This is a genomic window from Acidovorax sp. A1169, assembly GCF_030704685.1.
In the GTDB taxonomy this organism is placed as follows: Bacteria; Pseudomonadota; Gammaproteobacteria; order Burkholderiales; family Burkholderiaceae_C; genus Acidovorax.
On record NZ_JAUZDX010000003.1, the window covers coordinates 419,627 to 433,745 of the forward strand.

Genomic DNA, 14,119 nt, shown 5'->3' on the forward strand with positions numbered 1-14,119 from the left:
GTGGGCCGGTCAGGCGGGCTGCAGCATCTGGTGCGCCAACGCGCGGCCGCTGAGCCATGCGCCTTCGACCTTGCCGCCGTGCAGCCAGTCGCCGCAAACACCCAGGCCCAGGGTGCTGCTCCACCAGCAGCCCTGGTGCAGCGCGGGCTCGGTGTCGGCATAGCGCCAGCGGTGGGCCGTGGCGGCCACGGGCGGCGGCCCGCCCAGCGCGGCAAATGCGGCCAGCAGGGCTGCGGTGACCGACTCGGCGCTGTCTTCGATGTGCGCCTCGCTCCACTCGGGGCTGGCGTGCAGCAGCCAGGTCTCCTGACCGGTGCGGCCGGGCTTGCTGCTGTCGCGGGCAACCCAGCGCAGCGGGCCGGCGTTGATGAAGGCGCCATCCCAGGGCAAGGCCACAGGTGCGGCATAGCGCAGCATCACCGCCCAGCTGCCGCGCATGCGGGCACTGGCGGCCAGGGCAGCGCCATCGGGCGCCACCGGTGCGAGCAGCGCCGCGGCCTGCGGCGCGGGCATGGCCAGCACCACGCGGTCATAGCGCACCGCATGCAGGCCCTGCTCTGCCGAGGTGATGGCCCAGCCATCGCCAGTGTGCTGCAGCCGCTGCACGGTGGTCTGCCACTGCGTGGCCGCGTTGTCGCCAAGGCCCTGTACCAGCCAGGCGGCCGGCGCGGTCATGCGCGGCGTGCCCACAAAGCGTTCCAGCGGGGTATGCGGCGTGGTCCAGGCCGTGCCGTCAAAGCTGGCCAGGCGTGCAGGCCATGGTGCGGCCACGCCGGCTGCCTGCCAGCGCGCCACTTCGGCGCGAAAGGCCGGGTCGCGTGCGGTGAAATACTGGGCGCCATGGTCGCACTGCCAGGCACCGGTGGCCTCGTCTTGGGCCCGCCGCGTGGCCATGCGGCCCGAGGGGCCCCGGCTCTTGTCCAGCACCTGCACGGCGTGGCCTGCCTGCAGCAGTGCCTGCGCGCATGACAGGCCGGCCAGGCCGGCCCCGACCACGGCGATCTGCAGGCGGGTGTGGGGTGCTGCGCTCATGGCTGCGGGTCGGTGCGTTGCTGGGTCACCCAGATCAGCGCCTGGGTGTCGATGCCCAGCGCGCTGGCGCGGGCGATGAGCTGCTCGCGCACACCCGGGGCCAGTTGCTTGCTGCGCGACAGGATCCAGCAGTAGCTGCGGTCGGGCCCCACCACCAGGGCCCAGCCGTAGTCGGCGTCGAGCGCGGCGACGTGGTAGCCGCCGTAGAACGGCCCGAAGAACGACACCTTGAGCGAGGCGGTCTGCGCATCGCCCGTGAACAGCGCCTTGCCAACGGCCTGGCGCCATTCGCCGCCCTGGCTGCCCTTGGTGGTATCAAAGCCCCGGTTGAGCACGCGCACGCTGCCGTCCGCCTGGCGCTGGTACGTGGCGCTCACGTCCGTCATGCCGCGCTCGAAGGAATGGTCGAGCCGCGCCACCTCGTACCAGCGGCCCTCGTAGCGCGCCAGGTCAAACGGCGTGACGGGGGTGATGCCGGGCGGCGGTGCCGTGGAAGAACAGGCGGCCAAGGCCAGTGCCGTGGAGGCCAGCAAGGCCAGTGCGGCGCGGCGAAGCCAGGGGGATGCGGTGGTGGGCATGGGCGATGAACTCAAAAAATCCGTTGCAGCCCCCAGAAGCCCGGCGGCGTGGTTTCTGGGGTACTGCGCAGAGGGTGCGGCCAGCCTACTTGGGCAAAAGCACCCGGTCCACCGTATGCACCACGCCATTGCTGGCAAACACATCGGTGCCGATGATGCGGCTGGTGCGCAGGCTCTGGTCGGTGATCACGAGGCTGGGGTTGACGGTGAAGCTCTGGCCCTGCACGGTGGCGATGGCGGTGTTGACGGGCACCTCGGCCTTCAGCACCCGTGCCGGCACCACATGGTAGGTGAGCACGCGGGTCAGCAAGGCGGTGTTGGCCAGCAGCGCCTCCTTGGTCAGGCCCAGCTCGGCCAGCAGCGCCGCAAAGGCGGCATTGGTGGGCGCGAACACGGTGAACGGGCCGGGGCCTTTCAGCGTGGCCACCAGGCCGGCGGCAGCGACCGCCTCGACGAGGATGCTGAAGTCGGGCACCGCCATGGCGGTGGCCACGATGTCCTTGTCTGCAGGCAGCAGCACGCGGTCCACCAGGTGCACTACGCCGTTGCTGGCCTGGATGTCGGTGCTGGTGATGGTGGTGACGCGGTTGCGGCCATCGGTGATCTTGAGGCCGTTGGCGGACTCGATCTTGAAGAAGCCGCCCGACACCGGGGTGATGGCCTTGCCCAGGGGTACGTCTGCGCGCACCACCCGGCTGCCGAGCACGTGGTAGGTAAGCACGGCGGTGAGCAGGGGCTTGTTGGCCAGCAGCGCCTCCTTGCTCAGGCCCAGTTCGGCAAGCAGTGCGGCAAAGGCGGCGTTGGTGGGTGCAAAGACGGTGAGGCTGCCAGTGCTCAACGTGGGCGCCAGCCCCGCTGCCACCACGGCCTCGACCAGGATGCTCAGCTCCGGGGTGTTCTGCGCCAGCTCGACGATGTTGCGCTGTGGTTCGTCGTCGCTGCCCCCGCAGGCCTGCAGCATGGTGGTGCTGCCCCCCAGGGCGGCGACCATAAGGACGGTACGGCGGTTGAATGCAGTGTTCATGGGAATCTCTCCTCGCTGTCAGACAGTGGATGAAAAGAGAGGGGCCTGCCGGACAGGACCCCTTGAATCTGCGCCGCCCGGTGGCTGTGCACGGGCAGGCGCGCACGCGACTGGATGCTTACTTGGGCATCATCACCGTGTCGATGGCATGGATCACGCCGTTGCTGGCGGCGACGTCGGTGGCGACGACCTTGGACTGGTCGACCATCACGCCCATGTTGGTGGACACGGTGATCTCCTGGCCCTGCACGGTCTTGACCTTGCCGGCCTTGACGTCCTTGGCCATGACCTTGCCCGGCACCACGTGGTAGGTGAGCACCTTGGTGAGCGCCGCCTTGTCCTTGAGCAGGCCGTCGAGCGTGGCTTTGGGGATCTTGGCAAAGGCTTCATCGGTGGGCGCGAACACGGTGAACGGGCCGGGGCCCTTGAGCGTGTCCACCAGGCCGGCGGCCTGCACTGCAGCCACCAGGGTCTTGAAGTTACCGGCCTTCACGGCGGTGTCGACGATGTCTTGCGCCATTGCGCTGAAGGTGGCGCCTGCGGTAAGGGCCAGAGCAACCAGGGTCTTCTTCATGATTTCATTCCTCAATGTGGGGATGGAACTCACACGCCAAGATGGGCGCGACCGGATTGTATGACCGTTTGGTAATTATTTCTACCAATTAGTTTTATTAAGACCAATTGGTTTCTTTCAGATACATGAGCGCGTTTTTCAGTGCCCGCCAAAGATCAGCGATTGGTGCGTGGCCGCGCCCGCCATCGTGCCGTCGCCCACCACCAGCGGCAGCGAGCCGCCCTGGCGCGCCGCGTCGCCGCAGGCGTACACGCCGGGCACGGTGGTGGCCTTCATGGCGTCGGTCTTGATGGTGCGGCCCAGGGGCCCGTCTTCGAACTCGCAACCCAGCGCCTGGGCAATGGGGCTGGCCACCTCCACGCGGGTCAGGGTGAACAGGCCGTCTTGCGGGATCACGCGGCCGTCACGCATCACGATGTCCATGGCGCCCTCGATGCGGTCGATGAGCCCCCGCTCCAGCACCACGCCGCGTGCCTGCAGCTGCGCCAGCTGGTCCGCATCGGGCTCGAAGGCCCCGTTCAGGAAGAAGGTGGCCAGGCCCCAGTCGGGCAGCATCAGCGCGACGTGCATGGAGAAGGGCGACACGCCCAAGGCGCCGATGCGGCCCTGGTTCAGCTCGTAGCCATGGCAGTATGGGCAGTGGAACACATGGCGGCCCCAGCGCTCGGCCAGGCCGGGCACCTCGGGCAGGTGGTCGATGACACCGGTGGCCAGCACCAGGCGGCGGGCTTCGATGGGCTCGGGCGCTGATGCTGCCCCATCCACCTCGATGCGAAAGCCCTGCCCTGCCCGCTCGGCAGCCGTGACCTTGCCCTCGCGCCACTCGACCGTCGGGTAGGCCATGAGCTGCGCGCGCCCTTGGGCCGCGATGTCGGCCGCAGGCGTGCCATCTTGCGTGAGAAAGCCGTGCGAATGCTCGGCAAAGCGGTTGCGGCGCTGGCCACCGTCCACCACCAGCACGCGGCGGCGCGCCCGCGCCAGTTGGGTTGCGGCAGCCAGGCCGGCATAGCTGCCGCCGATCACGATGGCGTCGTAGTGCATGTTGGGTTCCTTTTTCGAGTCATGATACTTTTGAAGGTTCATGATAGCCATGCGCGCCAATTCATGCAACTTACAATGATTCAAGACCACACCAGGACTGGACCCACCCTTATGCGCAGTGATAGCCGCTTGTCCCGAATGCTCCACGTGCTGCTGCACATGGCGCGGCACGATGCGCCCTTCACCTCCGAGCAGATCGCCGCCATGCTGCAGACCAACCCCGTGGTGGTGCGCCGCACGATGGCGGGCCTGCGCGATGCGGGCTATGTGCGCTCAGAAAAGGGCCATGGCGGTGGCTGGACCATTGCCTGCGACCTGGCCCAGGTGACGCTGCTCGACATCCACAACGCCGTGGGCGGGCCGCACCTGTTTGCCATCGGCAATGGCAGCGACAACCCCAAATGCGCGGTGGAGCGCGTGGTCAATGCCGCCCTGGACGACGCCCTGCGCCAGGCCGAGGCCCTGCTGATCGCGCGGCTGGGGTCGATTGCGCTGGCCGACCTGGCAAAGCAGTTCGATGCGGAGTGCGTGGCCAAGGGGTGGGCGGAGCACGGAGCTGCGGAACACTGAAGCGTGAACTCTCGGCATCGATAGGGTTGTTCGCGGGGGTAATGGGCACCTTGCCGACAGCGCAGCGGCAGCCGACGCAACAGGCGTCCTGCAGTGGCATCGCACCAGCACTGGTAAAAAACCGTGTCTTTCCAAGCGCCTCGTGTCGATTGGGCGTACGGTCGTTCGTCGTGTGATTACGCCCAGAGGCGGGCGCGTCGGATGGTCGTCAACCCAACAGGAGTCAAGACATGTCTTACATCGACGGTTTCGTGATTGCAGTCCCCACCGCCAACAAGCAGAAGTTCATCGAGCACGCGCGCAAGCTCGACCCGATCTTCCTTGAGCTGGGCGCCATCCGGGTGATCGAGGGATGGGGCGATGACGTCCCAGACGGCAAAGTCACCGATTTCCGCCGCGCGGTCCAGGCCACGGCCGAGGAAACGGTGGCCTTTTCGTGGGTCGAATGGCCGGACAAGGCCACACGCGACGCGGGCATGAAGAAGATGATGGAAGACCCGCGCATGGACCCGTCCGCACCCGGCAACCCGCCCATGCCCTTCGACGGCAAACGCATGATCTTCGGCGGCTTTGAACAGGTGGTTGAAGTGAAGGCTTGAGTCGCTGTCAGCGTCGAGCAACCCGCGCCCGCTCCCCTGTGCAATTGGCGGGCTGGCAGTGGCAAGGTCCGGAAGCCACTTGGACACCGCCAGCGTGCTGCGCTGCGCATGCCGTCGAGGACTCCTGGTGTGCTGATGAAGGCGCGAGGGACTCGTTTGCGCATTCTGCAACTGCTTTTGGGACTGCCAAGGGCGCCATTCAGCCGCCGCTACCATGACGAAAACCAGCCAGGATCGACCGGTGGCATCAGGTGAAAGCGGACGCCCAATGTCGCAGGTCATCAGCACTCAGCAAAGGCCGCGCAGCGGTAATTGAATACTGTGCGTTGTCTGTGTGGAATCACTTGATAGGTTTCACGGCGCCAACGTCCGGGTGTGTACTTTGAAATTTTCGTCGATATAAACACCGGTGTCTGGCGCGCTGTTGCCTCCGCAATCAAAACCTTGCAACCTGAATATTGTCGAATTCTCGAACTGCGCCTTGATCTCCTTGTGCTTGCCGGAGCGGCGCGAGTACTCCACAATTTTTTCACCCCCGTCAGCTGTAGTGCTCCGCTTGATGTAGCTCTTACCTAAGTGACGAGAGTATCGGACTACTTTCGTCAAGTAGTTGACGCTGACACTGTAGCTGGAATTTTTATCGTATCCAACGGAAAGCTCTTCCATACCGATAAGCTCAAAGTCACTGATTTTTGCGTTATATCGAAATTTTCGGGTAACGCTTTCCGCTCGAGAAGCATCGGCATAGCTGACTGCTTGGACAATCAGCGCATTTTTTTCCATGCTTATGTTGTAAAACTTGTCAGGTTCGCAGAATTGGCCAGATACGGAAATTGGTTTGTAACCACCATCCAGTGCGCCCGAAAAAACCACCAGCCTTTCCTCCTGTCGCCCGTCTTTAGCCCCAGAAAGAACAACGATGGCCGCATAGTCGTTAACGCCATCCCCATCCATATCACCCTCATTACCCCCTCGGATGCTGAACTGATTACCAGGGAACACCGCACCTATGGCCGCATGAATTCGGCCGGATTTTTCGACCGCATCATGGGCGGTAGCAGTGCTTGAAGCAAAAACAGACAGTACGAGTGCAGCGCACCAAGGAAAATTTCTCATACAAAACCCAATGTAATTCCTCTTGCAAACTTCCGCACAGGCTGGATCGGGTTTTTACGGGCACTGGCTTCGCCTCGACCGATCGACGCCATCGTAGCAGCGGCTGTAGTGGGCACAAAGCAGCCCACTGAACCTCATCGATTGCAAAGGTAGCTGACTCGCCACTCGCACCAAGCCCCCTACCCGCCCCGTGGCGCATGCACCGCCATCAGCTCCACCACCCAGTCGATGAACACCCGCAGCTGCTTGCTCACATAGCGATTGGGCGGGTAGGCCACATACAGGGGCATGGCATCGATGCGCCAGTCCGTGAACAGCGGCACCAGCGCACCGCTGGCGACATGCTGCCGGGCCATGTAATGGGGCAGCCACAGCGCGCCCAGGCCGGACAAGCCGGCGGTGAGGTAGGTGTTGCCGTCGTCGATGGCCAGCACGTAGCGCCCGCCGACCTTGGCCGTCTCGCGGCCCTTGCGCATGGCGCAAGGCAGGTCTCCGTCCCACCGGTAGCGCACGATGCGGTGGCGCGGGTCGCGCAGTTCATCGGGGTGCGAGGGCGTGCCCGCCTGCGACAGGTAGGACGGTGCGGCATACACGCCCAGCTGCAGGTCGCCCACGTGGCGTGCGACCAGCCCTTGGTCCTTGATTTCGCCGCCGCGCACCACGCAATCGACGTTATCGCCGATCAGGTCGACCTTGCGGTCGCTGGCGCCCATGTCGAGCTGGATGTCGGGGAAGCGGGCATGGAAAGCGGGCAGCGCCGGCACCAGGAGGATGTTGGCCAGGGGGCTGGGCACGTCCACGCGCAGCAGGCCGCGCGGGGCCGTGGGGGCGCCGGGGAGGTTGCCTTCGATGTCTTCGAGCTCCGCCAGCAGGCGCACCACCCGCTCGTAGTAGACGGCGCCATCGGTGGTGACGTTGACCCGGCGGGTCGTGCGGTGCAGCAGCTTGAGCTGCAGGCGCGCCTCCAGCTGCTGCACCAGCTGGGTCACCGTGGTGCGGCTCAAGCCGAGGTTGTCGGCTGCCTTGGTGAAGCTGCCCGACTCGACCACCCGCACAAAGGCCCGCATGCCGTCAAACCTGTCCACAGGGCTCTCCCAAAGATTGTCCTTATTTTACAAACAGTGATGCAGGAGATGGTGGCTTTATCCAAACAATCGCCAGGGCTACAGTGACTGCACCAACCCACCCATGGAGCCCCCAATGAGCCAAAGCAAAGCCATTTTCCCCGCCGGTCGCCAGGATCTGTATGCCAACCACCGGTACTCGGCAGCCATCCAGTCCGGCGATCTGCTGTTCGTCTCTGGCCAGGTCGGCAGCCGCAGCGACGGCTCGCCCGAGCCCGACTTCGAAGCCCAGGTGCGCCTGGCCTTCACCAACCTGCAAGCGACGCTGAAGGCAGGCGGCTGCAGCCTCGGCGACATCGTGGATGTGACCACCTTCCACACCGATCCGCAGAAGCAGTTCGAGACGGTTCTGGCCGTGAAGAACGATGTCTTCCCCAGCGCCCCCTACCCCAACTGGACGGCGCTCGGGGTCACCTGGCTGGCAGGGTTCGACTTTGAGATCAAGGTGATCGCGCGGATTCCGGGTTGACGGGGCTGTGCGGGCTGCGGCTGGCAGAAATCGCCATGCCGAATCCGCACAGGGCCTCGACCGCGCCTAGATCCTCACGAGGTTGTGCATCGACAGCGCGCCGAAAGGCAGCGAGGCGAGCGGCCCACCGACATCGAGCGCGCCCAGGTCGATCGGGAAGAAGCCGGTGGCTTCGATGATGCCGCGCACCTCGGCCTTTGCGGCGGCATCGTCGCCCGAGTAGAACAAGACACGCTTGCCCCCTGCCACCGCCGGCTGCTGCAGCACGTTGACGTCCAGGTGGTTGAACGCCTTGACGACCCGGGCCCCTGCTGCAAACTGCTGGATGATCTGGCTGGAGTGCTTTCCTCCCAGGTCCACGGCCTTGATGCCATAGGCGGCAAGGGGATTGCCTGGGTCTTTGGCGTCCGGCGATGCGGGGTCGATGAATTCCACGGGGTTGGTGCCATCGATCACGATGCGGCCGTTCCAGGCCGGCAAGCCGCCCAGCACTTTCTGCGCGTCGGTCCAGCGCACGGCAACCATCACGATGTCTGCGCTTGCAGCCTCTTGCACGGTGCCTGCCTTGATGGAGGGCCCGATCTCTGCGACCAGCGCTGCCAGCGATTCAGGCCCGCGGCTGTTGGCGATGGTGGCCGAGATGCCGTTTTTGGCGAGAGCGCGGGCGAAGTTGGAGCCCAGGGCGCCGGAGCCGATGATGCCGATAGTCATTTGATTTCCTTTGAAGGTATGCAGGGGGATGAAAAACCGGAGCTGCCCGCCCCTCGCAATCCAGGCAGCTCCCTCGATGAAAACCAGGAAATTCTGGTTTTTAATGAATGTGTGTCACTGTCACTATGACATTTTTGAACAAAAAATAGACGTCCGCAGTCACCAGACGAGAGGGATGGAGAACTTGCCGAGCCGGGCCACTTCGCCAGCGACATCTGCAACGGTGGTTTTGGCCAGCTCTTGCTCCAGGGCGCTGCGCGCCCGGGCCAGGGTGGGTTGCAGCGCCTGCAGAATATTGCCGCCCACCGCGCAGTTCTCGCACGGCGGTGTGCGATGGAGCGAAAAAAGCTCGGGGTCTTCGACGGCTTCGTACACATCCAGCAGCCGGATGTCGCCAGCAGCCTTGGCCAACATCGCCCCGCCGCCAGCGCCCAGTTGCGAACGGGTGAATCCGGCTTCGCCCAGCCGCGACAGCAGGCCCCGTATCACCACAGCGCTGGTGTTGACCGAGTACGCGAGATCTTCGGATCGCATGGGCGTGCCATCGCTGACGGCCAAGGCGGTCAGGACGTGCACTGCAACGGCGAAGCGGGTACTGGTGGGCATGGAGAAAGTTGATTCTTTTTTGCTTGTGTGTAGATGACTTTATTACACATATTTTTGATTGTCAATGGGCGGACGGAAACAGCGGCACAAGGTGCGATGGCATTTCGGCAGCCGCTGTGCCTGAAGCAGCCGCTTCGTGCGCTACCGACGTGCAAAGCCGCGCCCGGGGTGGCGTCATTGCGGTGCAGGACCGCGCTCACGCCCGCGGCCTGGTGTCATGTGCCACGTTGCCTGTCACATGACAGTCACTGTGGGCCAGCAGTACTTACCCCTGTGGCGGCCCGTAGTGCAGGGCAATAGCATCCCTCTTCGTTGCAACCTGCAACGATCACAGCGTCCTCGGCATCAAACTTGCTGATAGGGACGACCAGGAAATGCATACCCGCATTTTCTGGTTTGTGATTATTTGTCATCAAACACAATTTGATAGAGGGAACCTTGCCAATGAAAACGATGAATCGCTGCGCCATTGCAGCGCTGGCCCTGGTGGGCACGACTGCTGCGTTTGCCCAGAGCAGCGTGACCCTGTATGGCCGGATCAACACCACGTTCGAGCGCCAGAAGGATGGCGACGTGTCCAAGACCGGGCTGTTCAACAACTCCTCCCGCTTCGGCTTCAAGGGCCAGGAAGACCTGGGCGGCGGCTTGAAGGCGGGCTTCCAGCTGGAAAGCGGCTTTGACTCCAGCACCGGTGCCACGGACTCCCACGGTGTCTTCGCGCGCCAGAGCGAGGTGAACCTCTCCGGCGGCTTCGGCATGGTGCGCATGGGCAACTTCACCTCAGAGTCGTACTACGCCACCGCTGACTACATCAGCAACCACAACCACGACACCGGTTCGTCGGCAGATGCGCTGTATGCCTACCCGGCACGCGACGTGAACAAGATCGCCTACCGCACCCCGAGCTTCGGTGGCGCCACGTTCGAGGCCGGCTGGGCCATGCACGAGAAGGTGAGCGGCACGGGCGGCAAGAACAGCGTCGACCTGGCCGCCAACTACGCCATCGGCGCGCTGGGCCTGGGTGCCGGCTACTCCAAGCTCGACGACCAGAGCCAGTTTGCCGTGCGCGCTTCGTACTCGACCGGCCCGTTCGTGCTGGGCGCCTACGTGCAACGCGACAAGAACGCCTTCGTCGCCAACGGCGGCAACCGCACCAACGTGCGCCTGTCGGCCGCCTACATCGTGAATGTGTCCGAGTTCCACCTGAACGTGGGCCGCGCCGGCGACTACTCGCGCGTGGACAACACGGCCGCCACCCAATACACGCTGGGCTACAACTACCACCTGAGCAAGCGGACCAAGATCTATACCTACTACACCCGCATCAACAACAACCAGGCAGCCAACTACGGCGTATCGGCTGCCGGCAACGACTTCAGCTCGTTCGCCATGGGGGTGCGCCACAACTTCTGATGGCCCAGGGCTTACGCTCCTGGCACACGCTGCTGCCCTGACTGGTGGGAGGGCAGAGACACAGCACATTGGCCCGCACTTCACCATGGAGTGCGGGTTTTTTTATGCCCGGCAATGGTGAATCGCCCCGCTTGCGGGCCGGCGCCTTGCCGACGGTACCCATCCGCCGCGCTGGTATCCTGCGCCCAGACCTGCCCTCAGCCGGAACACCCGCAACGCTCCACCCATGGCCCCAGACACCCCCCTGCCCGAACTGATGGCGCGCGTTGCCCTGCAAGACCGCGCGGCGTTCAAATCCCTGTACCAGGCCACCTGCGGAAGTCTGTTTTCGGTGGCGCTGCGTATATTGAGGAATGAAAACTGGGCAGACGACGTGCTGCAAGAGGCCTACGTGAACATCTGGCACAACGCGGCAGCTTACAGGCCGGGTGCGGGCGCGCCGATGACCTGGATGATCAACATCGTGCGCAACAAGGCCATCGACGCGCTGCGCGCGCGCAAGGCCGAGCGGGCCGCGACCACCGACCTGGGCGAGGATGCCCCGGACGCCCAGGACAGGTTGGCCGCCGATGCCGCCCACGAACCCCAGCAACTGCTGGACGACAGCCTGGTGAAGGCCAAGATCGCCGGCTGCATGGGCGCGCTGCCGGCCGCGCAGCGCCAGGCGCTGGCGCTGGCCTACTACCGGGGCATGGTGCACACCGAGATTGCCCAGGTGCTCAATGCCCCGCTGGGCACGGCCAAGGGCTGGGTGCGGCGCGGGCTGGAGCAGCTCAAGTCCTGCCTTGAAGCTGCGGGGGTGACGCAGCCATGAACTATCAGCCATGAACTACCTGATGCCCGAACGCCTGGACCGGCTGGCCCGCGAGTACGCGCTGGGCACGCTGGCCGGCCCCGCGCGGCGCCGCTTCGAGCGCGTGCTGCAGTCGTCGCCCGCCGCATCGATGGCGGTCGATGTCTGGCGCCAGCGCTTGGCGGTGCTGGACCTGTCTACCGTGCCAAGGCAGCCGCCCGAGGCGAGCTGGCAGCAGATCGAGCGGCGCCTGTTCGGCACGCCCCAGCCACCAATGGCGCAATCGGGCTGGCAGCGGCTGCTGTTGGCCCTTCGGGGTCTGCTGTCGGGACGCACCATAGCGGGCGCGCTGGCCGGCCTGCTGCTGTGCGCGGTGCTGGTACGCGTGGCGCCCGGCATGCTGGGCCTGGAGCCCCGGGCCGATGCGCTGCCCGCCAGCTATGTGGGCCTGCTGCTCGATGCCGGCGGCAAGCCCACGCTGGTGGCCAGCTCGCGCCGCCAGGGGCGCCAGCTCACGGTCAAGCTGCTGCAGCCGCTGGCCGTGCCTGCCGGGCAGGTGGCCCAGCTGTGGGCGCTGCCCAAGGACGGCGGCGCACCGCTGCCGGTGGGCGTGGTGCCGGCCAGCGGCTCGGCCCGCATCACCCTGCCCGACACGTCGGAAAAGCTGTTCTTCACGGTGTCGCAGCTGGCGGTGAGCTTCGAGCCGGCAGCGGTGCAGGCCGGGGGGGCACCCTCGGGGTCGTTCGCGCTCATCGGGCACTGCGTCAAGGTCTGGTGAGGCAGCGCACAAAAAATCTGCCTCCCGGTGATCCGTCTGCCCTCCGCCGCCGTAAGTAGCTTCGGTGCCTTTTGTTTCACCGCCATTTGAAGAAGGAAGAACGCAATGACTGCCCACACCACCCCCACTGCCCCCACCGCCAGATTGCTCACCCTGTCCGCCGCCACGCTGGCGCTGCTGCTCGCCCAAGCGGCGCATGCAGCCGACCACCCGCCGGTGTTCCCCGCACGGCCCGCAGCCGCGCCCGCCGCGGCCCCGGCACCCGCCCCGGCTGCGGACAAGCTGGCCCAGGCGCGCTACCTGACGCGGTCGCTGCAGTGGCCAGCGGCGCTCGATGAGCTCAAGCGCATCAACGACACCGGCAGTGCCGACTGGCACAATCTGATGGGCTACACGCTGCGCAACAGCAAGGCGCCGGACCTGGCTGCCGCCGAGAAGCACTACGCCGAGGCGCTGCGCATCGACCCGCGCCACCGCAATGCGCTGGAGTATTCGGGCGAGCTGTACCTGATGAAGGGCGACCTGGACAAGGCGCAGGCGCGCCTGGCCACGCTGGCGAGCGAGTGCGGCGCCAGCGGTTGCCAGCAGCAGGCGCAGCTGCAGGCCGCGATCGAGCGCTATAAGGCGGCGGGCAACAAGTACGTGCCGTCGAATTGGTAAGGCAGCGGCCCCTACCCGTCAGCACCGCCCCTCGGGCGTCTTCTCCAGATCGCCCAGCTTGTCCACCACCAGCGCGATGAAGGCCGACACCGCCAGCGGCAGGTGGCGGCGGCTGGGGTACAGCACGGTGAGGCCCTGGCCCTTGCGCTGGTACTGGGGCAGCACGGGCACGAGCAGGCCGGCCTGTACATCGAGCCGGGAGATGCCGGCCGGCAGCAGCGCAATGCCCAGGCCGGCCACGGCGGCGCGGCGCAGGGCCTGGGCGGTGTTGGCGCCAAAGCGGCCGCTGGCCTGTTGCACCTCGTGCACGGCGCCATCGGGGCCCACCAGGCGCCAGGTGCCGCTGCTGCCTGCGTGGCTGGCCGTAATGGCATCGTGCGCGGCCAGGTCCGCCAGCGAGGCTGGCATGCCGCGCGCGGCCAGGTAGGCGGGGCTGGCCACCAGGCAGTCGCCCCGGGCCGCAAAGAGCTGGCGGCCCACGTAGCCCGAATCACCCACTTCGCCGCCGCGAAACGCCACGTCGATGCGCTCGGCGATCAGGTCGGAGCGCCCATCGCTGAGCACGAAGTCGAGCCGCACGCGCGGGTGCGCGGCCAGGAAGGTAGCGATCCACTCCATGGGAAAGAAATCGAAGAAATCCGCAGGCACCGCCACGCGCACCGAGCCGGTGGGCTCGTCGTTGCCCAGGCGCAGCTCCTGCCCGGCCTCCTGCAGGCCATCGACCGCACCGGCGCAGCGCTCGTGAAAGGCCTCGCCCGCGCTGGTGAGCGTGAGCTTGCGGGTGGAGCGTTGCAGCAGCCGCGTGCCCAGTTGCGCCTCCAGCTGCTGCACGCGCCGGCTCACGGTGTTGGGTGGCACGCCCAGGCGGCGCGCGGCCTCGGCAAAGCTGCCGCAACGCACCACCTGCACGAACAGGGCTACGTCGTTCAGGTCGAGCGCGGGTGTGGTCACAGATACCTTTCATTAATGGATGAGTGCAATCCCATTGTGCCATCTAGTCAACCAATGGGGTACGCCCTAACCTTCATGGC

The 14,119-nt window shown here is 65.7% G+C and carries 17 protein-coding genes; 7 read left to right on the top strand and 10 right to left on the bottom strand.

Going from position 1 to position 14,119, the window contains the following annotated elements:
* Positions 1-9: 9 nt before the first annotated feature.
* The 5 genes from QYL93_RS08110 to QYL93_RS08130 form a co-directional block, all read right to left on the bottom strand.
* Complete coding sequence (locus tag QYL93_RS08110; protein ID WP_305743181.1) at positions 10-1,032, bottom strand: NAD(P)/FAD-dependent oxidoreductase; 1,023 nt, start codon at positions 1,030-1,032, stop codon at positions 10-12.
* Positions 1,029-1,610: a lipocalin family protein gene (locus tag QYL93_RS08115; protein WP_305743182.1), complete on the bottom strand. Its 582-nt coding sequence runs from the start codon at positions 1,608-1,610 to the stop codon at positions 1,029-1,031. The genes QYL93_RS08110 and QYL93_RS08115 overlap by 4 nt, the downstream gene beginning before the upstream one ends.
* Positions 1,611-1,695: 85 nt before the next feature.
* Complete coding sequence (locus QYL93_RS08120; protein WP_305743183.1) at positions 1,696-2,634, bottom strand: fasciclin domain-containing protein; 939 nt, start codon at positions 2,632-2,634, stop codon at positions 1,696-1,698.
* 118 nt (positions 2,635-2,752) lie between these two features.
* Positions 2,753-3,208 (bottom strand): fasciclin domain-containing protein, encoded by a 456-nt coding sequence (locus tag QYL93_RS08125; RefSeq protein WP_305743184.1) that lies wholly within the window; start codon positions 3,206-3,208, stop codon positions 2,753-2,755.
* Positions 3,209-3,346: 138 nt separating this feature from the next.
* Entirely contained in the window at positions 3,347-4,249 is a 903-nt protein-coding gene (locus QYL93_RS08130; RefSeq protein WP_305743185.1) for an NAD(P)/FAD-dependent oxidoreductase, read from the bottom strand.
* Positions 4,250-4,360: 111 nt separating this feature from the next.
* Here QYL93_RS08130 and QYL93_RS08135 point away from each other — a divergent pair, with 111 nt between their 5' ends.
* Both QYL93_RS08135 and QYL93_RS08140 read left to right on the top strand, forming a co-directional pair.
* On the top strand, positions 4,361-4,819 hold the full coding sequence (locus tag QYL93_RS08135) for an Rrf2 family transcriptional regulator (protein ID WP_305743186.1): 459 nt from the start codon (positions 4,361-4,363) through the stop codon (positions 4,817-4,819).
* A 230-nt stretch (positions 4,820-5,049) separates the two neighbouring features.
* Positions 5,050-5,418, top strand: coding sequence for a DUF1428 domain-containing protein (locus QYL93_RS08140; RefSeq protein WP_305743187.1), 369 nt, complete (start codon positions 5,050-5,052; stop codon positions 5,416-5,418).
* Between the two features lie 354 nt (positions 5,419-5,772).
* Here QYL93_RS08140 and QYL93_RS08145 read toward each other — a convergent pair whose 3' ends face one another.
* Complete coding sequence (locus QYL93_RS08145; RefSeq protein WP_305743188.1) at positions 5,773-6,534, bottom strand: hypothetical protein; 762 nt, start codon at positions 6,532-6,534, stop codon at positions 5,773-5,775.
* A gap of 179 nt (positions 6,535-6,713) precedes the next feature.
* Positions 6,714-7,619 carry a LysR family transcriptional regulator gene (locus QYL93_RS08150; RefSeq protein WP_305743189.1) on the bottom strand — a complete coding sequence of 302 codons (906 nt, stop codon included), beginning with the start codon at positions 7,617-7,619 and terminating at the stop codon, positions 6,714-6,716.
* A 115-nt stretch (positions 7,620-7,734) separates the two neighbouring features.
* On the opposite strand from QYL93_RS08150, the gene QYL93_RS08155 reads away from it, so the two are divergent.
* Positions 7,735-8,127, top strand: a complete 393-nt coding sequence (locus tag QYL93_RS08155) for a RidA family protein (RefSeq protein ID WP_305743190.1) — start codon at positions 7,735-7,737, stop codon at positions 8,125-8,127.
* 66 nt (positions 8,128-8,193) lie between these two features.
* Here QYL93_RS08155 and QYL93_RS08160 read toward each other — a convergent pair whose 3' ends face one another.
* Positions 8,194-8,838, bottom strand: a complete 645-nt coding sequence (locus QYL93_RS08160; protein WP_179679967.1) for an NADPH-dependent F420 reductase — start codon at positions 8,836-8,838, stop codon at positions 8,194-8,196.
* 159 nt (positions 8,839-8,997) lie between these two features.
* Entirely contained in the window at positions 8,998-9,444 is a 447-nt protein-coding gene (locus QYL93_RS08165; protein ID WP_305743191.1) for an Rrf2 family transcriptional regulator, read from the bottom strand.
* Between the two features lie 444 nt (positions 9,445-9,888).
* Here QYL93_RS08165 and QYL93_RS08170 point away from each other — a divergent pair, with 444 nt between their 5' ends.
* The 4 genes from QYL93_RS08170 to QYL93_RS08185 all read left to right on the top strand — a co-directional run bounded on the left by QYL93_RS08170 (position 9,889) and on the right by QYL93_RS08185 (position 13,088).
* A complete protein-coding gene (locus QYL93_RS08170) occupies positions 9,889-10,857 on the top strand; it encodes a porin (protein ID WP_305743192.1) in 969 nt (322 codons plus the stop codon).
* Between the two features lie 226 nt (positions 10,858-11,083).
* Positions 11,084-11,671 (top strand): sigma-70 family RNA polymerase sigma factor, encoded by a 588-nt coding sequence (locus tag QYL93_RS08175; RefSeq protein WP_305743193.1) that lies wholly within the window; start codon positions 11,084-11,086, stop codon positions 11,669-11,671.
* Between the two features lie 10 nt (positions 11,672-11,681).
* Entirely contained in the window at positions 11,682-12,428 is a 747-nt protein-coding gene (locus QYL93_RS08180; protein WP_305743194.1) for an anti-sigma factor domain-containing protein, read from the top strand.
* 105 nt (positions 12,429-12,533) lie between these two features.
* Positions 12,534-13,088 (top strand): lipopolysaccharide assembly protein LapB, encoded by a 555-nt coding sequence (locus tag QYL93_RS08185; RefSeq protein WP_305743195.1) that lies wholly within the window; start codon positions 12,534-12,536, stop codon positions 13,086-13,088.
* Between the two features lie 18 nt (positions 13,089-13,106).
* Here QYL93_RS08185 and QYL93_RS08190 read toward each other — a convergent pair whose 3' ends face one another.
* Entirely contained in the window at positions 13,107-14,039 is a 933-nt protein-coding gene (locus tag QYL93_RS08190; protein ID WP_305743196.1) for a LysR family transcriptional regulator, read from the bottom strand.
* Positions 14,040-14,119 lie beyond the last annotated feature (80 nt).